The following is a 21464-nucleotide window of genomic DNA, read 5'->3' as shown; positions in this document are numbered from 1 at the left end:
CCACTCGGCGGGCACCGCGGACCGGTCCCCACCCCCGGCGTGTCACGGCGTGCGGCCGGGCGGCGTGGCGTCGTCCGGTCCCTCGTCGGTGTCGGTCGGGTCGGTGCCCGCGTCGAGGGCGTCCCACAGGACGCGATCCGACAGCGGTGCCGCCGTTGCGGTGTCCTCGCGCTGCTTGTTCACCTGCGCGCTGGCGTCGGCCCGGCGGAACACCGGGTTGTCGTATTTGCCGGAGAGCTGGCCGCTCTGGCCGGTCCGGCGGGTCAGCAGCACGCCGGCGGCCAGGGCGAGCACGGCGGCCACGATCGACAGGATCGCGGGCGCCACGTGCACGTCGGCGCTGCTCACCACCGCGCGCACCGGCAGCTCGGCCAGCGTGCCCGCCCGCTCGGCGGTCCGGCCCTCCCCCATTACCAAGGCGAAGCCGGGCACCGCGGCCACGGCGGCCACCACGGCGATGACCACGCCGAGCAGCTGACGCAGCCCGCCCTTCACCGCGAACACCGCGGCGATCGAGGCGAGCAGCACCAGCGCCAGCGGGGTGAGCGCGCCGAACCAGGTGGCGCCGACCAGCTCGTCGGTGCGCGGTTCGGTGAGGCCGTCGGCGGAGTGCACCGTCACCCAGGTCATCCGCGTGGACGCCCACAGACCCGCCGCGGCCAGCGCCAGCAGCGCCACCGGCAGGATCGGCCGGGCGGCCGGAGCGGGCGCGGCTGCCTCGGTCATGCCGGGCCGCCCTCGTAGGTTCGTAGCGTCTGGGCGGCCGCGATCGCCTTGAGCACCGCCATGGCCTTGTTGCGGGCCTCGGTGTCCTCGTAGACCGGATCGGAGTCGGCGACGACACCCGCGCCCGCCTGCACGTAGGCGGTGCCGTCCTTGAGCAGCGCGGTGCGGATGGCGATGGCGGTGTCGGCGTCACCGGCGAAGTCGAGGTAGCCGACCACGCCGCCGTAGACACCGCGCCGCGTCGGTTCCAGCTCCTCGATGAGTTCCATCGCCCGCACCTTCGGCGCGCCCGACAGCGTGCCCGCCGGGAAGCAGGCCTGCACGGCGTCCAGCGCGATCTTGCCCTCGGCGAGCTGACCGGACACCGTCGACACCAGGTGCATGACGTGGCTGTAGCGCTCGACGTGGCGGTACTGGGTGACCCGCACGGTGCCGGGACGGCAGACCCGGCCCAGGTCGTTGCGGCCCAGGTCGACGAGCATCAGATGCTCGGCGTTCTCCTTGTCGTCGGCGAGCAGGTCCTTCTCGAGCAGGATGTCGTCCTCGGCGCTCTGCCCGCGCCAGCGGGTGCCCGCGATCGGGTGCGTCGTCGCCACCCCGTCCTTCACGGTGACCAGCGACTCGGGGCTGGAGCCGACGATGGAGAACGCGGTGCCCCCGTCGCCGTCGGGAATGTGCATCAGGTACATGTACGGGCTCGGATTGGAGGCCCGCAGCATCCGGTACACCGCCAGCGGCGAACCGGTGTAGTCCATCTCGAAGCGCTGCGAGAGCACCACCTGGAAGGCCTCGCCCGCCTCGATCTCCTTGATCAGGCGCAGCACGCCGGCGCCGAACTCCTCGGTGGTGCGCCTGCGCAGGAACTGCGGCTCGGGCTGGTCGAAGACCGACACCGTCGACGGCGCCGGCGCGGCCAGCGCGGCGGTCATCCGGTCCAGCCGGGCCACCGCGTCGTCGTAGGCGGCGTCGGCGTTCTCGTCGGTGCCGTTCCAGTTGACCGCGTTGGCGATGAGGGTGATCGCACCCTCGTGGTGGTCGAACGCGGCCAGGTCGGTGGCCAGCATCAGGACCAGCTCGGGCAGCTGCAGGTCGTCGGTGGCGATCTCGGGCAGCCGTTCGATCCGGCGGACCGCGTCGTAGCCGAGGTAGCCGACCAGGCCGCCGGTGAGCGGGGGCAGGCCGGGCAGGCGTTCGGTGCGCAGCAGTTCGAGAGTCTCGTGCAGCGCGCGCAGCGGGTCGCCGCCGGACGGGGCGTCGGCGGGGACCGCGCCCAGCCAGGTCGCCTCGCCGTCGACGACGGTCAGCGCCGACGGGCTGCCCGCGCCGATGAACGACCAGCGCGACCACGACCGCCCGTTCTCGGCGGACTCGAACAGGAAGGTGCCCGGCCGGTCGTCGGCCAGCTTCCGGTAGGCCGAGAGCGGAGTTTCGGAGTCCGCCAGCACCTTTCGGGTCACCGGGACCACCCGGTGTTCGGCGGCGAGCAGCCGGAACTGGTCGCGGGTCGTGGTGGTTGGTGTCGACGCGCCCTGCATGAGCCCATCATCCCAGGCGGGTCGCGGCAGCCGTGCGCTGACCCGACCCCGCGACGCGACAACCGGTGATCGGGCTCACTACACTCGCGCGCGTTCCATGTCGCATGCGGTATTCCCACTCCCCGAGAGGAGCAATGTTGTACCCCTCGCATCAGGGCGCACAGGACGGCCGGCTGGCCGCCCCGTCGCAGCAGCACTACGGACCCGGTCAGCTGTCGGCGGCGAGCGCGCTCACGTCGTTCGTGACCTACGCCAAAGAGGTCCAGGATCTGGACGCGAAGACCTATCCGGACGAGTACGCGGCGCACTGCGACCGGATCCGGCAACTCGAGCCGATGCTGCGGGTCCACGGCATCCTCGACGTGATGGAGATCCGCAACCCGGAGATCGCGGCCCTGCTCAAGCGCTAGGCGCTCATGGTCCCCGTTCGCGTCCGCGGGCGGGGATCTTCCGTCCCCGCGGCCCGGTCGATAGGGTCGGGTCATGCAGCCAGGCCAGCGCGCTCCCCAGTTCGAGCTTCCCGATCAGACCGCCCAGCTCCGTTCGCTCGACAGCTTGCTCGCCGCGGGCCCGCTCGTGCTGTTCTTCTATCCCGCGGCCAACACCCCGGTGTGCACCGCCGAGGCCTGCCACTTCCGCGATCTGAGCGCGGAGTTCGCCGCCATCGGCGCCTCCTGCGCCGGCATCAGCACCGACAGCACCGAAGTCCAGGCCGGGTTCGCCACCAAGCAGCGGCTCGACTACCCCGTGCTCTCCGACGCCGACGGCGCGGTCGCCGCGGCGTTCGGCGTCAAGCGCGGGCTGCTGGGCAAGCTCGCGCCGGTCAAGCGGCACACCTTCGTCATCGACACCGACCGGACCATCCTGAAGGTGGTCACCGGAGAACTGCGCGCCGCCGTCCACGCCGACGAGGCGCTGGCGTTCCTGCGGGCCAGGACCACCGCGGGCGAGTAGCGAGCGATCGCCGAAACGCCGGGCGCCGGATCGGCGTCCGGCGGGTACCGCGCATCTACCCTGGTGCCATGACATCCGGCGAGGTGCAGACCAGCGGTCAGAAGTCCTCGATGACCGTATGGCGCAACCGCGCGATCATCACCCTCGCGACAGCCGTGGTGCTGGTGATCGCCTATTTCATCCTGTCGTCGTTCATTCCGCGCTGGTGGGCCCAGCAGCTGGGCAGGCTGGTGAGCGGCAGTTTCTCGGCCGGTATCTGGTGGGGTCTGGTCTACGGCCTGGTCTTCACGCTGGTACCGCTGCTGTTGCTGCTGCTCGCGGTGTCGGTGTGGAATCGCAAGGGCGGCAAGTTCATCGCCGGCGCGGCGGTGATCATCGCGCTGGTCGGCGCGATCCCGAACCTGATGACACTCACCATCGTGCTGGGCGGCAACAACGCCGCGCACGCGGGTCAGCGCATCCTCGATGTCGACGCGCCCGCGTTCCGCGGCGCCTGCCTGGTCGGCGCGATCGTCGCCGGGCTGCTGTTCCTGCTGGCGCTGGCCTGGGTGACCAAGCGCGGCTACACCCGCCGCAAGGCCGCCAAGGCCACCGCGACGCCCGCCCCGCAGATGACCGAAGAGAAATAGCATTTCCACATAATCCCTGCAACACGCCCTCGCGGAGCCGCCGCGGACCCGCAGCGCTGACCTAAGCTCCGTGCTCATGCGGGGGTGCGGCGAAACGACGACGGTCCTGGTGCTGGGTGCGGGCCCGGCCGGCCTGGTCCTCGGCAACATCCTGCGCGCGGCCGGCATCGACGTGGTGATCCTGGAACGCCGCGACCGCGCGCACATCGAACAGCGCGCCCGCGCCGGTTTCCTGGCCCCCGCCGGTGTCGCCGTCCTGGCCGAGCACGGACTCGACGCCGGGCTGCGTGTCGGCGGCCACGCCCACCGGACCTGCGAATTCCGCAGCGACGGCGGACGGATCGAACTGTCCTACGACACGCTCGGACGCGGCGAGGTGCACACGGTCTACCCGCAGCAGCGCCTGGTCACCGATCTGGTCGCCGAGTATCTGCGGCGCGGCGGCGACCTGCGGTGCGCGACCACCGCCGAGCAACTCGGCGACGAGCACACCGACCGGCCGTGGGTCCTCGCCCGCACCGCGGACGGCGACAGTCACCGGATCACCGCCCGGTACCTGGTGGGTTGCGACGGCGCCCAGGGTGCCGCCCGCCGCGCGGTACGCGGCCCTCGCTCCACGCACGACTACGCCGTCACCTGGCTCGCGCTGCTGGCCCAGGCCCCGCCGTCCACCGACACCGTCGCCTACGGCGTCCACCCCGACGGCTTCGCGGGCCAGATGCCACGCAGCCCGGAGGTGACCCGCTACTACCTGCAGTGCGCGGACGCCGACGCGCTGCGCTGGAGCGAGGACCGGATCTGGACCGCGCTGTCGCAGCGGCTGCGCGCCGACCGGTACGGGCCGCTGCGGACGGGTCCGATCATCGAGCGCGGCCTGGTCCGGTTGCGGTCGGAGATCCTCGATCCGATCCAGCAGGGGCGGCTGTTCCTGGCCGGCGACGCGGCGTCCACCATCAGCCCGTCCGCGGCCAAGGGCGCCAATCTGGCCATCCTCACCGCGCACTCGCTCGCCGCGGCCCTGGTCGCCGCGGTCGAGACCGGCGACGAGTCCGCGCTGCGGCGGCATTCGGCCGACTGTGTCCCGCGTATCCGGCGCGCGCACGAGTTCTCGCACTGGATGATCGGCCTGCTGCATCCGCCCACCGGCCCGCACGCGAACTTCGAGCGCGAACTGCAGCGGGCCCGGCTGCACAACCTGGCCACTTCACGACCACATCAGGACTTCTTCGCGCGCAACTACGTCGGTATCTGATTCCAGGAGGACGCGTGACCCGCTCGCCGGCAGTGCAATCCCGGATCGACCCGCTCGATCACGACCGCATCGCCGCGGCCGTGCGGTTCGTCGGCACCCAGGACACCGACAGCGTGCTCGCGCGCCTGCTGCCCCGGCTGAGCGAGGCCGAGCGCGTCGCCATCGCGGACCGCTGCCGGTTCGCGCACGCCGCGGTCCTGGTGTTCCCACCCGATCTCGCCGCACTCGACGACGTGCTCGCGGCGCACGACCTCACGATCGCCTCCGACGAGCCCAGCGTGGTGGTCCGGCAGCGGCTGGCCGCCCGCCACGGCCTGGATCCGCAGCGGGTGCCGGTGCGGATCGTGCGTGCCGCGCTCCCGGCCGCCGACGGAACACCCTGCGCGATCGAGATCTTCGCGCTGCCCGGCGCGCCCGCAGCGGTCACCGCCGCCGAGCGCGCCGGTGAGCACGAGGCCCACATCGCGCTGGCCACCGGACCCGTCGACCACGTGACACTGGCCGGGCTGCGCGCGCTGCTCACCGGACCGGGCGGGCTGCGCCCCGACCACGGCGGCTACAACGACCGCGAGGACGCGACCAGCTTCTACTTCCGCAGGCCGGGCGCACGCACCGACAAGCGGGTGGAGCTCTACGTCGAGGGCGCCCACCCCGGTGAACTGGCCCGCCACACGAGCGAATCCACCGACCCCGCGACCCGCCTGCTCGGTCTGTTCACCGGAGCGTGGGCGACCCAGGCGCTGGCCGTCACCGCGCGTTCCGGCATCGCCGACCGGCTCGCCGCCACCCCGGGCTCGGCGCTCGACGAGCTCGCCGCGGTGACCGGAACCCACCTCGACGCGCTCGGCCGGCTGCTGCGCTATCTGGCCCAGCTCGAGGTCGTCGAGCCGCTCGGCGACGGTTACGCGCTCACCGAGACGGGCGCGTTGCTCGTCGCCGATGCCCAGCCGTCGCTGCATCCGCTGGCCTGCCTCTACGGCGGCGCGTTCTACGAGTCCTTCGGCGAGCTCGGCTACGCCGTGCGGACCGGCCGGACGGCCTTCGACCATCATTTCGGCCTGCACCACTTCGACTACTTCCGCGCGGACCCGGAGCGGGCGAGCCTGTTCGACCGGGCCATGGCGGCGAGCGCGTCGATCTTCGGCCAGGTCGCCGGACTGGTCGGGGCCGCCACCGCGCGCACGGTGGTCGACGTCGGCGGCGGCTCCGGCGAATTGCTGGCACGCGTGGTGGCGGCGAACCCGCAGCTGCGCGGCATCCTGTTCGAGCGCGACACCACCCTGCCGCGGGCGCGGGCCACGCTGACCGCGGCGGGCTGCCTGTCCCGCTGCGAATTGGTCGCCGGTGACTTCTTCACCGCCGAGGTGCCGACGGGCGGTGACATCTACCTGCTGTCCCGGGTCCTGCACGACTGGGACGACGCGGACTGCCGCACGATACTGCGTGGCTGCGCCGCGGCGATGTCCGAGCACGCCCGGCTCTACCTCGTGGAACGGCTGCTCCCCGAGGACGGATCCGATTCCCTGGCCCCCGCGTGGGACCTGCACATGCTGTGCAATGTCGGCGGGCGCGAGCGCACCCTGACCCACTATCGCGCGGTCCTGCGATCGGCCGGGCTCGAGCTGATCGGACACGACGACCTGCCACTGGGATTCGCGCTGCTGGGCGCACGCCGCGCGGGCTGAGTCCACCCGGACGCCCACAGCCGCTGGGGCGAAGCGCTTTTCGCGATACGCCGCTCGCCCCGCTGTGAGTGACCTCACGACCCCGGCCAACTCGCGGACGTCGCAGCGACGTCGTGGCAAACTCGGTTCGGTGCGCGCATCCGAACACCCGCCCTGTCGTCTCGCCGCGAGTCAGTGCCTGCCATGACCCATTGGCTCGATCCTGTCGAACAGCGCGCCTGGCAGGCGATCGTGGCGCTCATGGCCCGGATTCCGGGCGCGCTGGACACCCGGCTGCAACGGGAGTCCGGGCTGACCCATTTCGAGTTCCGGGTGCTGAGCTTGTTGTCGGAGGAAGCGGGCCATCGGTTACAGCTGAGTGATCTCGCCCACAAAGCAAATGCGTCGCTATCGCGGCTGTCGCATGTGGTGTCGAAATTGGAGCGGCTGGGCTGGGCCCGGCGCGACACCACCGCCGGCAGGCGCGGCGTGCACGCGGTGCTCACCGACGCCGGTTTCGAGAAGGTCGTGGCGGCCACGCCCGGCTATGTCGACGCCGTGCGCAGGCTGGTGCTCGACGCCCTCGACGCCGAGCAGACCGCCCAGCTCGCGGCGCTCGGAGAGACGCTGTCGGAGCGGCTGAACGGCGTGCTCGCCGAGGACGGCGACTAGTCGGCGGCGAGCAGCACGTCAGTGTCGAAACAGGTGTGCGTGCCGGTGTGACAGGCCGCGCCCTCCTGATCGACGATCAGCAGGATCGTGTCGCCGTCGCAGTCGAGCCGCACTTCGTGCACGTACTGGGTGTGGCCGGAGGTCTCGCCCTTGACCCAGTACTGCTGCCGGGAGCGCGAATAGTAGGTGCCCCTGCGGGTTTCGATGGTCCGGGCCAGCGCCTCGTCGTCCATCCACGCCATCATCAGCACGTCGCCGGTCGACTTCTCCTGCGCGACGGCGGCGACCAGCCCCGCCTCGTTGCGCTTGAGACGTGCGGCGATGGCTGGATCGAGGCTCATGCCTCGTTTATAACAGCCGCCCCCGGCCTGCCCGGTTGCCCGGTCTGCAACTCGATCGCCACCAGCAGTTCGACCAGGTCGTTGACGCTGCGGACATTGCGGCCGGTGAGTTCCTGGATCCGGCCGAGCCGGTACTTGGCGGTGTTGAGGTGGATCCGCAGCGTGTCGGCGGCCTCGCGCAGGTTCATGTCGGCGGCGGCGAAGGCCAGGATGGTCTCGGCCAGCGAGCCGCCGCGGGCACGGTCGTCGGCCAGGGCGGCGCCGATGCGCGGGTCGACGAGCTGGCGGGTGGTGTCGTCGGCGCGCAACAGCAGGTAGCGGAACGGCGTGAGCTGGGGCAGTGCCAGCACGCCACCGTCCTCGGGCAGCAGCGCCAGCGCGGCCTGGGCCTGCCGGTAGGCGCGCGGAATCTGGGCGACCTCGGTGACGGCGGTGCTCACCCCGACGGCGAGCGCGATGCCCTCGGCGGCGAGGTCGGCGCGCAGCGTGCGCAGCCGTTCGCACAGCTGCTCGGCCGACCCGTCGGTGCCGAGCGCGGGCACGGCGACGATCTCGGCGCCGCGCACCACCGACAGCGTGCGCAGCCCGTTGACGCCCACCCGGGCCGCCGCGGCCGACACCAGGTGCCGGGTCTCGGCGATGCCGTCGCTGTCGGCGCGGGCCGAGCAGTCCAGCACGACCGCGGTCACCACCACCAGCGGCGTGGTGCGTTCGGCGCCGATGCCGTGCGCGGTGGCCACCGACAGATGCGGCCCGCTGGTCGGCAGGGTCCCGTCGAGCAGCGCGTCCATCAGCGCCTGCCCGTCGCGCCCGGATTCGGCCGCCACGTACTGCTGGAACTCCAGGTAGGCGTCGGTGGCCTGGGTGCTGATCAGATCGGTGTAACGGGCCAGCGGCCCGGCCAGCGACAACACGGCCTCGCGCCCGGCCTCGCTGTCGCCCGCGTGCGCGAGCAGCGATTTCCAGATCGCGCGCTGACCGAGCCGGAAGGCGGCGATGTAGTCGACCAGCGGCAGCCCGGACCTGGCCCGCCGGGCCGCGGCCTGCCGGGCGTAGGTGACATCGGCGGGGGTCACCCGCTTGCGTTCGAGCAGGGCACCCAGGCCGGTGCGGCTGAGCCGGGCCAGCTGGTCGTGCACGTCGGCCAGGAAACCGGAGTCGGCGGTGCCGTAACCGGGCAGCTGGACCCGGATGGTGGCCATCACGTCGTCGGCGATGTCGTCGGCGTGCTCGTAGGCGCAGGCCACGATCCGTGCGCGTTCGGCTTGCACCGTGTCCGACACCGGCGCGCCGACCAGATGTGATCCAGCTGACATGTCCGGGGAGTTTGCATGTCCGGTTTCCCGGTGTCAACCGGCCGCGGGCCTGTCCGCAGCGGACGAGAGGCCGCCGCAAAGTTGGTCCACAACGTCCGATGTGGCCGGTGACCTGTGCTTTTAGTTTCGTCCCATGCTCGAAACAACCAACCTGACGGTGCGCTTCGGCGGCATCACCGCGCTGCGGGAGGTCGGCTTCACCGTCGCTCCCGGCGAGATGGTCGGCCTGATCGGACCGAACGGCGCGGGCAAGACCACCCTGTTCAACTGTCTGACCCGGCGCACCAGCCCCACCTCGGGCACGCTGCGCTATCTCGACACCGACCTGTCGACCGTGCGGCCGGACGCCCTGGCCGGACTCGGCATCGCGCGCACCTTCCAGAACCTGGGTCTGTTCCCCCGGCTCTCGGTCCGCGACAACGTGCTGGTCGGCGCGCATCACCGGGCCCGTGCCGGTTTCGTCTCGGCCGGTCTGCGCCTGCCGAAGGTGCGCCGGGAGGAGCGGGCGCTGCGCGCCGAGGCCGACGCTCTGCTGGACCGGCTCGACCTGACCGCGGTGGCCGAGCATCCGGCCGCGGGGCTGCCGTTCGGCACGCTCAAGCGGATCGAGCTGGCCAGGGCGCTGGCGGTGCGGCCACGGCTGCTGCTGCTCGACGAGCCGGTCAACGGCCTGAGCCACGGCGAGGTCGACGAGTTCGCCGAGCTGCTGCGCGGCCTGCAGGCCGACCTCGAGCTGACCGTGGTCGTGGTCGAACACCACATGGGTTTCGTCATGGGCACCTGCGACCGGGTGGTCTGCCTGGAGTTCGGGCAGGTCATCGCCGAGGGCGAACCCGAAGCGGTGCAACGTGATCCGGCGGTCGTGCGCGCCTACCTGGGGACGGCGGCATGAGCAGCTACTTGTCTGTCACCGATCTGCACGCGGGCTACGGCTCGGCGAAGGTCCTGCACGGTGTGAGCTTCGCGGTCGCCGAGGGCGAGGTGTGCGCGATCCTCGGCCCCAACGGCGCGGGCAAGACGACGCTGCTGCGCGCCCTGTGCGGCATGGTCAAGGTGCGCGGCTCCCTGCGGCTGGCGGGCACCGAGGTGACCGGCCGCGCCCCGGAGGCGATGGCCCGGCTCGGTGTCGCCCACGTGCCCGAGGGCCGCGGCACCTTCGCCCCGCTCACCGTGGAGGAGAACCTGCGGCTCGGCGCGTACGCGCGCCGCGACCGCTCCGACACCGAGGCGAATCTGCGCCGGGTCTACGACTACTTCCCCATCCTGCGCGACAAGCGCCGCGATCCGGCGGGCGGGCTGTCCGGCGGCCAGCAGCAGATGCTGGCCATCGGCCGGGCACTGCTGCTGCGCCCGCGACTGCTGCTGCTGGACGAGCCGTCACTGGGGCTGTCCCCGCTGGTGACCCAGGAGCTGTTCGGGATCGTGCACACCATCAACGAAGAGGAACGCACCACCGTGATCGTCGTCGAACAGAACGCGCACCTGGCGCTGGGCATCGCCCACCAGGCTCATGTCCTGGAGACCGGGCGGATCGTGTTGTCCGGCACCGCGGCCCAGATCCGGGCCGACGACCAGGTCACCCGCTCCTACCTGGGATACCGGGTGCGGCCGTGACCGATCTCGTGCAGCAGCTCGTCGAGGGGCTCTCGGCGGGCGCGATCTACGCGGGCCTGGCTCTGGCGCTGGTGCTGATCTACCGGTTCACCGGGATCGTCAACTTCGCCCAGGGCGAGCTGGCCATGTTCTCGGCGTTCCTGGCCTGGCAGCTCAGCCAGACCTTCCCGTTCTGGGTGGCGCTGCCGCTCACCCTGGTCATCTCCTTCGGCGCGGGCATGCTGATCGAGCGGGTGATCATCCGCCCGGTCGAGGGCGCGCCCGAGATCACCCTGGTGATCGTGACGGTCGGGTTGTTCTTCACCGTGCACGCGGTGGCCGGCTGGATCTGGTCCTACCAGGTGAAGTCGTTCCCGAATCCGTTCCCCGACGGCGCGTTGCGCGCGGGTGGGGTCAGCGTCGGCTACGGCAGTCTGGGCATCCTGGCCATGGTCGCGATCGTGATGACGCTGCTGTACCTGCTGTTCCGTTTCACCGGGATCGGGCTGGCGATGCGGGCGGTGGCCTGCAATCCGTCCTCGGCCCGGCTGGTCGGGATCCGGGTGGGCACGGTGCTGGCCCTCGGCTGGGGTCTGGCCGCGCTGGTCGGCGCGGTCTCGGGGGTGCTGTCGGCGCCGCTGCTGTTCCTCGAACCCAACATGATGGGCGGAGTCCTCATCTACGCGTTCGCGGCGGCCACGCTCGGCGGCTTCGACTCCCCCGGCGGCGCGGTGGCGGGCGGCCTGATCGTCGGCGTCGCCGAAACTCTCACCGGCGCGTACGTCGATGCGATCGGCACCGAACTCAAGATCGGTGTGCCGCTGGTGATCATCCTGGGCGTGCTGTTGCTGCGCCCGCAAGGTCTGTTCGGGCACGCGGCGGTGGAGCGAGTATGAGCGAGTTGAACACTGCGGCGAATCCTGTTGCCGTACACACTGTTTCGATCGCCGACCGGTTCCGGCGGGTCCCGCTCCCGGTCGTCGCGACCGCGGTGGTCCTGGTGGCGGCCTGCGCGGCGCCGTTCCAGCTGGTGCCCTTCCACACCTTCCAGCTGGCCATGGCGATGATCTACGCGGTCACCCTGCTCGGCCTGAACCTGCTGGTCGGGCACACCGGGCAGATCTCGCTGGGCCACGGCGCGTTCTTCGCGGTCGGCGCCTACACCGCGGCGGTGGCGATGGAACGCTGGGACACCCCGTACGCCGCGACGATCCCGCTCGCGGCCGCGGTGACCTTCGTCCTGGGCTTCGCCCTCGGCATCCCGGCCCTGCGGTTGCGCGGACTGTATCTGGCGCTGGTGACCCTGGCGATCGCGATCTTCCTGGTCCCGCTGCTCAAGCGGTTCGACGGGCTCACCGGCGGCTCGATGGGCCTCACCGTCACCAAGCCGGTACCGCCCGCTTGGACGGGGCTCGCCGAAGACCAGTGGCTGTATTTCCTGGCCCTGGCCACCACCGTCGTCACCTTCGTGCTGGTCGCGGGCATGCTGCGCTCCCGGGTCGGCCGGGCGCTGCACGCGGTGCGCGACAACGAGATCGCCGCCGAGGTGCTCGGGGTGAACCTGGCGCACTACAAGACGCTCGCCTTCGCCTGGAGCGCGCTGCTGGCCGGGGTGGCCGGCTGTGTCTACACCTGGGTGATCGCCTTCGTCTCGCCGGACTCGTTCGCGCTGACGCTGTCGGTGACGCTGCTGGCCGGTCTGGTCGTCGGCGGGCTGGGGACCACGTGGGGTCCGCTGCTCGGCGGGTTGTTCGTGATGTTCGTGCCCAGCTTCGCCCAGGACGTCAATCAGGCCGCGCCCGGCGTCATCTTCGGACTGCTGATCATCGCGGTCATGTACCTCGCGCCCACGGGCCTGGCCGGACTCGCCGGCCGCCTGGCGCCACGGCTCGGACATCTGGTTCGGAAAGGGAAAACACATGCGCACTAAGGCGATCCACACTCTCGGCGTGACGGTGGCGCTGCTCGCGACGCTCACCGCCTGCGGTGGCCGCGGCGCCGACACCGGCACCGCCGCGACCGGCGACTGCCGCGGCCAGCAGACCACCGGCATCACCGACACCACCCTCAAACTCGGCGGGGTCTATCCGCTGTCGGGCCCGGCCTCGGCCTACAGCGAGGTGCCCAAGGGCATCAAGGCCTACTTCGACTACGTCAACGCCGAACAGGGTGGCATCGACGGCCGCAAGGTCGAGTACCTGGTGCGCGACGACGGCTACCAGCCGCCCAAGACCGTCGAGGAGACCCGCAGGCTGGTCGAGCAGGACCAGGTGTTCGCCGTCTTCCAGACCCTGGGCACCGCGACCTCCTCGGCGGTCTGGGACTACCTGGGCCAGCGCAAGGTCCCGCAGGTGTTCGTCGCCACCGGCGCCACCAAGTTCGGCGCCGACGCCGGGCACCCGTGGACCATGGGCTGGCAGCCCAGCTACCGCACCGAGGGCCTGGCCTACGCCGAGTACGTGCGCAAACAGCGCCCGAACGCGACGGTGGCGGTGCTGTACCAGAACGACGACTTCGGCAAGGATCTGCTCGCCGCGTTCACCGAGGGTGTCGCGGGCAGCGGGGTGAAGGTGGTCGCGCAGCAGAGTTTCGAGGTCACCGACCCCACCGTCGACCCGCAGGTCCGCAACCTGGCCAACACCAGAGCCGATGTGCTGCTGAACTTCTCGACGCCCAAGTTCGCCTCCCAGGCACTGGCCGCCGACGTGCGCAACACCGACTGGAACCCGCTGCACGTGCTCACCCAGGTGTCCAACACCATGGCCACGCTGCGCCCGGTGGGCCTGGAGAACGTCCAGGGCGCCGTCAGCGCCGCATTCCTCAAGGACCCGGCCGACCCGCGCTGGGCCCAGGACGCGGGCATGCAGACCTTCAAGACCAAGCTGGCGCAGTACGCGCCCGGCGCCGACCCGGACAACCAGCACACCCTGGCCGGCTGGGCGATGGCCGAGAGCTTCCGCAAGACCATGGACGCCGCGACCTGCCCGACCCGGGAGGGCCTGCGCGACGCGATGCGCGCGCTCGACGACGTCTCGGTCGACCTGCTCCTGCCCGGCATCACGATGAAGACCGGCGCCGACGACGGCTACCCGCTCGAAGCCGTCGGCATCCAGACCTTCGCCGGCGATCACTGGTCGCTCACCGACGGCCTGATCAACACCGGCAAATAGCCCCCGAACGTTCCGCGGTCCGCCGCGAAACACCCGAAGTACACCCCCGATCGATGAGGATCACCGATGAAGATGTCCACCACACTCGCCACCGCGGCCATGACGGCACTGGCCCTGTGCGTCGGCGCGGGCACCGGCACCGCCCAGGCCGACCCGGCACCGCAGTCCGAGGTGCACTACGAGGTCAGCAGGCAGGGTGACACCGCCGTCGTCACCACCAGTGACGGCAAGCTGCAGGTCGTCGGCGACCAGCTGGTGCTCACCACCGGCGCCGACGTCCCGGTGGCCGCGCTGCCGCTGTCGTACCGGATGGACGACAAGGTCTTTCCGATCGCCGCCGCCATCGACGGCGGCACCGCGACGCTGACCCCGGCCAAGGAGGCCGGCGCCCCGGTCGCCGCCGCGACCAACGTGATCACCCAGGACGCGGCCGTGAAGCAGGTCGCCGAGTCGTTCACCCCGCGCGATCAGACCGCGCTCGGCATGTTCACCCAGCGCCTGACCATCGGCAGCGCGGTCGCCGCCATCATCGGCGCGGTGCTCGGCGGCGGGATCGGCTGCCTGGTCGGCGGCGCGGCCGGGGCGACCATCGCCAGCCCGGTGATCGTGCTGCTGGTGCCGTGGGTCGGCGCGACCGTGGCCGGATGCGTGCTCGGCGCGGCCACCCTCGGCGCGGTCGGCACCATGGTCGGCCTGGTCACGGTGGGTGGCCCGCTGGCGCTGTTCTCGGCGTACCAGTACTTCTCGACGATCCTCGCGCCGTGCCCGGCCGAGCTCGGCGCGTACTGCAAGGACCCCGCGGTGCCCGCCCCCGCCAAGTAGGACCGCACCCTCGCCGGTCCGCCCGTTCCACGTCCGGGCGGGCCGGCTCGTGGCCGTTTCCGGCCGGTAAGGAATTCCCGATGCGCAGAACAGTTTTCGACACCGAGCACGCCGAGTTCCGGGCGACGATGCGCGCGTTCATCGAAGCCGAGGTGGTGCCGAGTTTCGGCAAGTGGTACGACGACGGCCTGGTGCCGCGCGAATTCTATTACCGGCTGGGCGAACTGGGCGTGCTCGGCATCGAGGCGCCGGTGCGGTTCGGCGGCGCCGGGCGCGCGTCGCTGACCTATCGCACCGTGCTCGCCGAGGAGATCGCCAGGGCGGCGGTGTCGTTCGGCGGGTCGAGTGCCCATATCGCCCGCTGCCTGCCGCTGGTGAACGCCCTGGCGACGCCGGCGCAACAGGCCAGGTGGCTGCCCGGCATCGTCACCGGGGAGACGATGTTCGCGCTGGCGGTGGCCGAGCCCGGTACCGGCGCCGAACCGGGCACCGGCGCGGCGGCCGCCGACATGCGCACCACCGCGCCGCTGTCGGCCGACGGCGGCGCGTATGTGGTGAACGGGTCCAAGACCTATGTCGCGGGCGGCGTGCACGCCGATCGGGTGATCGTGTGCGCGCGCACGGCCGCGCCGCGCCCCGGCGACCCGTCCTACGGGTTGTCGCTGCTGGTCGTGGACACCGCCTCGCCGGGTTTCCGGGTGGGCCGCAGGCTCGACACGCTGGGCCGCAAGGTCAGCGGCACCGCCGAACTGATCTTCACCGATGTGCGGGTACCCGCCGACGACCTGCTCGGCCCGCCGCATCTGGCTGTGGCCCATCTCGCCGGTCAGCTGCCCAGCGAACGGCTCGGCATCGCGGTCGGCGCGTACGCCCAGGCCAAGGCCGCGATCCGGTTCGCGCGCAGGCACACCGCCGACCGCGTCGCGTTCACCCGCCCGGTCGCCGCGTTCCAGAACACGAAGTTCGAACTGGCCGCCTGCCGCACCGAGGTCGACGCGATCGAAGCCGTCGTCGACCGTGCCCTGGCCGCCCACGAACGCGGCGAACTCGACGCCGCCCACGCCGCCTCGGCCAAACTGTTCGCCACCGAGACCGCGGGCCGGGTGATCGACCGCTGCCTCCAATTGCACGGGGGCGCCGGGTATCTCACCGACTCCCCCATCGCCCGCCTCTACGCCGACCACCGCATCGACCGCCTCCAGGGCGGCACCAGCGATGTCCTGCGCACCATCGTCGCCACCGACATGGGCCTGTAGCTCACCGGCTCCGATTCAGCTCGCCGAGCAGCCGCCAGGTGCGCCGCTGGTCTTCGGGCGTGGTGAGATCGGTCTGCGTGAACACCACCTCGGTGGCACCCGCCGCGAAGTAGTCGGCCACCCGCGCGGCGACGGTCTCCTCGTCGCCGTACACCACCAGCTCGGCCGCGCGCCGGGCTCCGGACAGCTCCACCACCCGGCGATACGACGGAATGGTGTCGTAGAAGGCGGTGTTCGCCTCGGCGGCGGCGCGGGCGGCGGTCACCTCCGAGGTGACGACCCCGGGTACGAAGGCGACGACGCGCGGCCGCGGCCTGCCCGCCCGCGCCGCCGCGGCCGTCAGCGGCGCCACGATGTGCTCGGCCAGCGCCTCGGGGCCGACCAGGAACGGGAGGGTACCGTCGGCCAGTTCCCCGGTGACCGCCAGCGCCCGCGGCCCCATCGCCGCGACCAGCACCGGGACGGTGGGTGTCGCGCCCGCGACGGTGGCGGGCATCGGGTTGGCCGCGGTGAGGAGCTCGCCGTGGAAGTCGGCCGCGCCGGTGTCGAGGATCGCGCGCAATGGCGTGAGGAACTCGCGCAGCAGGGCCGCGGGGCGATCGAACGGGCCGCCGAAGGCGCGCTCGGACAGCTCCCGGGCGCCCAACCCGAGACCGAGCGTGAACCGCCCGCCGGTGGCGGCCTGCGCGGTCTGGGCCTGACTCGCCACCAGCAGCGGGTGCCTGCCCGGCACCGGGATCACCGAGGTGCCCACCTCGATTCCGGGTACCTCGCGGCCGATCAGCGCCGCCACCAGCAGCGCGTCGTGTGAGAAGGTCTGGCCGAGCCACACCGAGCTCAGGCCGGCCGCGGCGGCGGCGCGCCCCAGGTCGACGGCGGTGTCCACCGCGTTACCGGACTGGTCGAGGGCGAACGGGGACAGTGCGATTCCGATGCTCATCCCGGAGACAACAAGGACGACACCGGAATTCATCGTCATCGGCGCGCGGTGATTTCAACCGCGCCCGGCTCAGCGGACGGTGATGCCGTCCGCCCGCATGACGTTCTTGACCTGGCCGATGGTGAGGTCGCCGAAGTGGAAGACACTGGCGGCCAGCACCGCGTCGGCACCGGCGTGCACGGCGGGCGGGAAGTGCCCGACCGCGCCCGCGCCGCCGCTGGCGATGACCGGCACGTGCACCGCGGCGCGGACGGCGGCGATCATCGGCAGGTCGAAACCGGCCTTGGTGCCGTCGGCGTCCATCGAGTTCAGCAGGATCTCGCCGACGCCGAGTTCGGCGCCGCGGATGGCCCATTCGACCGCGTCGATGCCGGTGCCGCGCTTGCCACCGTGGGTGGTGACCTCCCAGCCGGACGGGGTGTCGGGCTGACCGTCGGGCACGGTGCGCGCGTCGACCGAGAGCACGATGCACTGCGAACCGAACCGCTGCGACATCTCCGAGAGCACCTCGGGACGGGCGATGGCGGCGGTGTTCACCGACACCTTGTCCGCGCCCGCGCGCAGCAGCCGGTCGACGTCCTCGACCGTGCGCACGCCGCCGCCGACGGTGAGCGGGATGAATATCTGCTCGGCGGTGCGGGTCACCACGTCGAGCATGGTGCCGCGGTCGCCGGTGGAGGCGGTGACGTCGAGGAAGGTGAGTTCGTCGGCGCCCTGCGCGTCGTAGGTGGCGGCCAGTTCCACCGGGTCGCCCGCGTCGCGCAGGTTCTGGAAGTTCACGCCCTTGACCACGCGGCCCGCGTCGACATCGAGGCAGGGGATCACGCGGACGGCGAGGGTGCTCGGCGCCGCCGTGTCCGGCCGTTCGTCGGTGCGCGGTGTCATGGTGTTCAGCCTCGTTCCTCTTCGCTGACCGTGCAAATCATTTCCAGGAGTTCCTCGTGGACGCCGGGCGCCGCGGCCAGCACCGATCCCGAGGTGATCGTCCAGGGCGCACCCGCCAGGTCGGTGACCACGCCGCCCGCCGAGCGCACCAGCGCCACACCGGCGGCGTTGTCCCACGGATGGTGCCCGAAGACCACCGCCCCGCCGAGCACGCCCGAGGCGGTGAACGCCAGGTCGATCCCGGTGGCGCCGTGCATGCGCACCCGCGAGGACAGCCTGCTGAGCGCGCCGAGCAGGTCGAACCGGAACTGGCCGGGGATGCGGCCTGCCGAGTCGACGTTGAAGGCGCCGAAACCGATCATCGCCTCGCTCAGTTTGCCCGGCCGCAGCGGCGGCAGCGCGACACCGTCGAGCAGCACCGGGCCGCCTCGCACGGCGGCGTAGCGGCGGCCGAGCAGCGGCAGCCAGGTCAGCCCGATCACCGGCTCGCCCTCGTGCACCAGCGCCAGCAGCGTGCCGGACATGGGGTGGCCGGAGGAGTAGTTGAAGGTGCCGTCGATCGGGTCGAGGACCCAGGCCGTGCCGGAGGTGAGCGCGGGTCCGCCGAATTCCTCGCCGTGCACCTCGATGCCCGTGCGCTGCCGCAGCTGGTCGCCGATGGTGCGTTCCAGTTCGAGGTCGAGCTCGGTGGCGAAGTCGTTGCGGCCCTTGGCCACCGCGCTGGGCGCACCGATGCCCTCGACGAAACGCGGGACGATCCCGTCCAGTACCTGCGTGGCGACGGCCAGCAGATCGGTCAGTTCGGCGGTGCTCGGTGCGGCGGTCATCGTCGGTGTCAGCGCACCGCGGCCAGGGCCTCGGGCAGCGTGAACCGGCCCGCGTACAGCGCCTTGCCGATGATCGCGCCCTCCACGCCCTCCTGCGCCAGGCCCGCGATGGCGACGAGGTCGTCGAGCACCGAGATGCCGCCGGAGGCCACGACCGGGGCCTCGGCCGCGTTGGCGACCTCGCTCAGCAGTTCCAGGTTGGGGCCGGTCAGCGTGCCGTCCTTGGAGACGTCGGTGACCACGTAGCGCGCGCAACCGTCGCGTTCGAGGCGCTCGAGCGCCTCCCACAGGTCGCCGCCGTCGGTGACCCACCCGCGACCGCGCAGCCGCCATTCGCCGTCGATCTGCTTGACGTCGAGGCCGACCGCGATCCGGTCGCCGTACTCGCCCAGCACCCGCGCGCACCACTGCGGGTTCTCGATGGCCGCGGTGCCGATGTTGACCCGCGCGCACCCGGTGGCCAGCGCCGCTTCCAGCGAGGCGTCGTCGCGGATGCCGCCGGACAGCTCGACCTTGACGTCGAGTTCGCCCACGACCTGCGCGATCAGCTCGCGGTTGCTGCCCTTGCCGAAGGCCGCGTCCAGATCCACCAGATGCACCCATTCGGCACCGGCCTGCTGCCACGCCAGCGCCGCGTCCCGGGGCGACCCGTAGCTGGTTTCGCTACCGGCCTCCCCCTGCACGAGGCGCACGGCCTCCCCATTGGCGACATCGACGGCGGGCAACAGCACAAGACTCACGTGATCAGACTAGTGGGTCCGCACTGCCGATCTCCGCACCGGTCCGTACCGCTGAGGCCCGTGTCACTCCCCGGACGGCGCGCAGCGGCTGCGCAGTTCGGGCACGCCGCCACCGGTGAGCTCGTCGAGGACGACGTCACGGCCGACCACCGCCAGCGCGATGGCCTCGCCGGGCCCGCGCACTTCCGGGCCGTCGCCCCATGTCCAGTCGACGTCGGTGGCCACGAAGCGCAGGCCCCTGGTCCGCTTGCCGGGGAAGGCGAACGGGTCGGGGTAGGACAGGACCGCGATCAGCCGGTCGGCGGGAATGGCCCGGGGCCGGCCGAGTGGGCGGCGGATGTCCTGCTGGTGCACCAGCAGATCCGAGAGCATGAGCCGCGGCGAGAACCGCGACAGCCGCCCCGATTCGTGCTCGAACCGGCGCACCAGCTCGGCCGTCGGCAGGTGCGCGAACGACATCGACAGCGCGTTGTTGATCCGGTCGACCGAGCCGCGGTGGCGGGCGGCGGCCGCGGCGTACTGCAGCGGGCCCAGCGTGTCGGTCAGCAGATGACCGATGACGTCCCGCACGCGCCACCCCGCGCACAGCGACGGCGCTTCCCATTCCTGCTCGGTCAGCCCGTGTAGCAGCTCGACCAGCTCGCGGCGCTCGTCGGCCAGCATCCCCCGGTAATTCATATCGACAGCCTATGTCAGCGAGCCGGGTCACGGAACCGTCTCGGCCCGTACTTCCTTGTGGGAGAACCTGATCCGATGCTCCGATGCTGGCGCGGTGTGGGAGTCCGGGCAGGTCGGCGCGGGCCATGGCGGGTAGGGGGCCGATAATGCATCGGGCCACCCGAGGTCGTTGCGGCGGTGGCCCCCTGTCCGTACCGGCGAAGGAATGACGCGATCGTGGCCAAACAGAATCGTCGGCGCCGTACCGGGCGCAAGCCCGTCGCCGCGGACGCGCTCCCCCTCGACGCCGCGCTGTCGGGCGACCCCGGCCAGGTCGCCGACGCCGTCGCGACCGTCGCTTTTCTCGCGGCCCAAGGGGATACGACCGTCATCGAACGGTTCACCGCGCAGGTCGCCGCCGCCGATCTCACGGCGGGCGTGGCGCTGGCCGGACGACGGATCCTCGACCGCGCGATCGAGTTCGGCTGGCTGCCCGGCGATATCGCCGAGGCCGCGCGCAGGCAGGTCGACGAGTTCGCCGCCGGCTACCTGACCGATCTGCTGGCCGCGCACCGGGCCGGTTTCGCGGCGGGCACCGTCGACGAACTCTGGCAGGCCCAGCTCGACGCGCTGGGCGCCACGGTCTGGTGGCACGAGGACCGCCCCCACCTGCGGCAGTGGGCCGACCGGGCCCTGCTCACCGACGCCGAGGCCGTCACCGCGGCACTCACCGCCCTGGCCCTGCTGATCCGGCTGCCGAAACTCGCGCAGCTACTGCCGCCGCCCGGCGCCGCGCCCCGGTCCGCGCACCGGCACGTCGACGAGAAGACCCTCGGCCGGGTGCGCGGCCTGCTGGCCAAGGCCGAGTCGACCGCGTTCGCCGAGGAGGCGGAGACTCTCTCGGCCAAGGCACAGGAGCTGATGACCAAGTACGCGATCGACCGCGCGCTGCTCGACCGCGCCGGCGCCGACCCCGAACTGCCCGGCGCCCGCCGCATCTGGCTCGACACCCCCTACACCGACGCCAAGGCGCTGCTGGTCGACCGGGTCGCCCAGGCCAACCGCTGCCGGGCGATCTTCGTCGCCGACTGGGGTTTCGTCACCGTCGTCGGCGACGACACCGACCTCGACGCCGTCGAACTCCTGTCGACCTCGCTGCTGGTACAGGCGACCCGGACGATGATCGAGACGCCCGGCGCCGAGGCGGATACCCGCGCCTACCGCAAGGCCTTCCTCACCGCCTACGCGACCCGCATCGGCGACCGCCTGGCCACCGCCGCGGCCGCCACGGTCGCCGATTCCCCCGACGCGGGCGACCTGCTGCCCCTGTTGGCCTCCCACGACCGGCGCGTCGAGCAGGCCTTTGCCACCTATTTCCCCACCTCCCGGGCGCGCGGCATCACCGTGCGCAGCGCGCGGGGGTGGGATGCGGGAACCGAGGCCGCCGACCGCGCCCGGCTCGACGACCGCCGCTGAGTACCCCGA

At 71.9% G+C, this 21464-nt stretch carries 23 protein-coding genes; 14 read left to right on the top strand and 9 right to left on the bottom strand.

What is annotated here, in order from left to right; all coding sequences use genetic code 11:
• Positions 1–42 precede the first annotated feature (42 nt).
• Together EL493_RS14580 and EL493_RS14575 are read right to left on the bottom strand one after the other, a co-directional pair.
• Positions 43–726 (bottom strand): TIGR02234 family membrane protein, encoded by a 684-nt coding sequence (locus EL493_RS14580; protein ID WP_019046354.1) that lies wholly within the window; start codon positions 724–726, stop codon positions 43–45.
• Positions 723–2261, bottom strand: coding sequence for an anthranilate synthase component I (locus EL493_RS14575; protein WP_019046353.1), 1539 nt, complete (start codon positions 2259–2261; stop codon positions 723–725). The genes EL493_RS14580 and EL493_RS14575 overlap by 4 nt, the downstream gene beginning before the upstream one ends.
• Before the next feature lie 134 nt (positions 2262–2395).
• Between EL493_RS14575 and EL493_RS14570 the strand changes: the two genes are divergently transcribed.
• The 6 genes from EL493_RS14570 to EL493_RS14545 all read left to right on the top strand — a co-directional run bounded on the left by EL493_RS14570 (position 2396) and on the right by EL493_RS14545 (position 7432).
• Positions 2396–2671: a hypothetical protein gene (locus EL493_RS14570; protein WP_019046352.1), complete on the top strand. Its 276-nt coding sequence runs from the start codon at positions 2396–2398 to the stop codon at positions 2669–2671.
• A gap of 73 nt (positions 2672–2744) precedes the next feature.
• The gene (locus EL493_RS14565) at positions 2745–3215 is read left to right on the top strand and encodes a peroxiredoxin (protein WP_019046351.1); all 471 of its coding nucleotides are present in this window, start codon (positions 2745–2747) and stop codon (positions 3213–3215) included.
• Positions 3216–3283: 68 nt separating this feature from the next.
• Positions 3284–3844, top strand: coding sequence for a hypothetical protein (locus EL493_RS14560; RefSeq protein WP_019046350.1), 561 nt, complete (start codon positions 3284–3286; stop codon positions 3842–3844).
• 76 nt (positions 3845–3920) lie between these two features.
• Positions 3921–5096, top strand: coding sequence for a 4-hydroxybenzoate 3-monooxygenase (locus tag EL493_RS14555; protein ID WP_030203839.1), 1176 nt, complete (start codon positions 3921–3923; stop codon positions 5094–5096).
• Positions 5097–5110: 14 nt separating this feature from the next.
• Positions 5111–6781 carry a methyltransferase gene (locus EL493_RS14550; protein WP_019046348.1) on the top strand — a complete coding sequence of 557 codons (1671 nt, stop codon included), beginning with the start codon at positions 5111–5113 and terminating at the stop codon, positions 6779–6781.
• 183 nt (positions 6782–6964) lie between these two features.
• Positions 6965–7432, top strand: a complete 468-nt coding sequence (locus tag EL493_RS14545; RefSeq protein WP_019046347.1) for a MarR family winged helix-turn-helix transcriptional regulator — start codon at positions 6965–6967, stop codon at positions 7430–7432.
• Here EL493_RS14545 and hisI read toward each other — a convergent pair.
• Both hisI and EL493_RS14535 read right to left on the bottom strand, forming a co-directional pair.
• Complete coding sequence (gene hisI, locus EL493_RS14540) at positions 7429–7773, bottom strand: phosphoribosyl-AMP cyclohydrolase (RefSeq protein WP_019046346.1); 345 nt, start codon at positions 7771–7773, stop codon at positions 7429–7431. The two genes, EL493_RS14545 and hisI, sit on opposite strands and share 4 nt — an antisense overlap.
• On the bottom strand, positions 7770–9089 hold the full coding sequence (locus EL493_RS14535) for a PucR family transcriptional regulator (protein WP_030203837.1): 1320 nt from the start codon (positions 9087–9089) through the stop codon (positions 7770–7772). The genes hisI and EL493_RS14535 overlap by 4 nt, the downstream gene beginning before the upstream one ends.
• 133 nt (positions 9090–9222) lie before the next feature.
• Between EL493_RS14535 and EL493_RS14530 the strand changes: the two genes are divergently transcribed.
• From EL493_RS14530 to EL493_RS14500, 7 genes are all read left to right on the top strand, one after another.
• Entirely contained in the window at positions 9223–9981 is a 759-nt protein-coding gene (locus EL493_RS14530; RefSeq protein ID WP_019046344.1) for an ABC transporter ATP-binding protein, read from the top strand.
• Entirely contained in the window at positions 9978–10703 is a 726-nt protein-coding gene (locus EL493_RS14525; RefSeq protein WP_019046343.1) for an ABC transporter ATP-binding protein, read from the top strand. Before EL493_RS14530 ends, EL493_RS14525 begins: the two co-directional genes overlap by 4 nt.
• The gene (locus EL493_RS14520; RefSeq protein ID WP_019046342.1) at positions 10700–11578 is read left to right on the top strand and encodes a branched-chain amino acid ABC transporter permease; all 879 of its coding nucleotides are present in this window, start codon (positions 10700–10702) and stop codon (positions 11576–11578) included. Before EL493_RS14525 ends, EL493_RS14520 begins: the two co-directional genes overlap by 4 nt.
• On the top strand, positions 11575–12612 hold the full coding sequence (locus tag EL493_RS14515) for a branched-chain amino acid ABC transporter permease (RefSeq protein WP_019046341.1): 1038 nt from the start codon (positions 11575–11577) through the stop codon (positions 12610–12612). The genes EL493_RS14520 and EL493_RS14515 overlap by 4 nt, the downstream gene beginning before the upstream one ends.
• Positions 12602–13852: an ABC transporter substrate-binding protein gene (locus EL493_RS14510; RefSeq protein WP_019046340.1), complete on the top strand. Its 1251-nt coding sequence runs from the start codon at positions 12602–12604 to the stop codon at positions 13850–13852. The genes EL493_RS14515 and EL493_RS14510 overlap by 11 nt, the downstream gene beginning before the upstream one ends.
• Before the next feature lie 72 nt (positions 13853–13924).
• Positions 13925–14674 (top strand): hypothetical protein, encoded by a 750-nt coding sequence (locus tag EL493_RS14505; RefSeq protein WP_074965636.1) that lies wholly within the window; start codon positions 13925–13927, stop codon positions 14672–14674.
• Positions 14675–14754: 80 nt separating this feature from the next.
• Positions 14755–15930, top strand: a complete 1176-nt coding sequence (locus EL493_RS14500) for an acyl-CoA dehydrogenase family protein (RefSeq protein WP_019046338.1) — start codon at positions 14755–14757, stop codon at positions 15928–15930.
• 1 nt (position 15931) lies between these two features.
• Here EL493_RS14500 and EL493_RS14495 read toward each other — a convergent pair whose 3' ends face one another.
• The 5 genes from EL493_RS14495 to EL493_RS14475 form a co-directional block, all read right to left on the bottom strand.
• Complete coding sequence (locus tag EL493_RS14495; RefSeq protein ID WP_019046337.1) at positions 15932–16870, bottom strand: TIGR03564 family F420-dependent LLM class oxidoreductase; 939 nt, start codon at positions 16868–16870, stop codon at positions 15932–15934.
• 69 nt (positions 16871–16939) lie between these two features.
• Positions 16940–17755: an imidazole glycerol phosphate synthase subunit HisF gene (hisF, locus tag EL493_RS14490; RefSeq protein WP_019046336.1), complete on the bottom strand. Its 816-nt coding sequence runs from the start codon at positions 17753–17755 to the stop codon at positions 16940–16942.
• Positions 17756–17760: 5 nt separating this feature from the next.
• Positions 17761–18582 (bottom strand): inositol monophosphatase family protein, encoded by an 822-nt coding sequence (locus tag EL493_RS14485; RefSeq protein ID WP_019046335.1) that lies wholly within the window; start codon positions 18580–18582, stop codon positions 17761–17763.
• An 8-nt stretch (positions 18583–18590) separates the two neighbouring features.
• Complete coding sequence (gene priA / locus EL493_RS14480; RefSeq protein WP_030203832.1) at positions 18591–19322, bottom strand: bifunctional 1-(5-phosphoribosyl)-5-((5-phosphoribosylamino)methylideneamino)imidazole-4-carboxamide isomerase/phosphoribosylanthranilate isomerase PriA; 732 nt, start codon at positions 19320–19322, stop codon at positions 18591–18593.
• A gap of 63 nt (positions 19323–19385) precedes the next feature.
• Positions 19386–20000, bottom strand: a complete 615-nt coding sequence (locus EL493_RS14475) for a maleylpyruvate isomerase family mycothiol-dependent enzyme (RefSeq protein WP_022566582.1) — start codon at positions 19998–20000, stop codon at positions 19386–19388.
• Positions 20001–20216: 216 nt separating this feature from the next.
• On the opposite strand from EL493_RS14475, the gene EL493_RS14470 reads away from it, so the two are divergent.
• Positions 20217–21455, top strand: coding sequence for a DUF2786 domain-containing protein (locus EL493_RS14470; protein ID WP_019046332.1), 1239 nt, complete (start codon positions 20217–20219; stop codon positions 21453–21455).
• The last annotated feature ends 9 nt before the right edge of the window (positions 21456–21464 follow it).

Origin of the sequence: Nocardia asteroides, assembly GCF_900637185.1 — a bacterium.
Taxonomy (GTDB): Bacteria; Actinomycetota; Actinomycetes; order Mycobacteriales; family Mycobacteriaceae; genus Nocardia; species Nocardia asteroides.
Note: the sequence above shows the minus strand (reverse complement) of the source record. Positions and strands in the feature narration are given on the sequence as shown.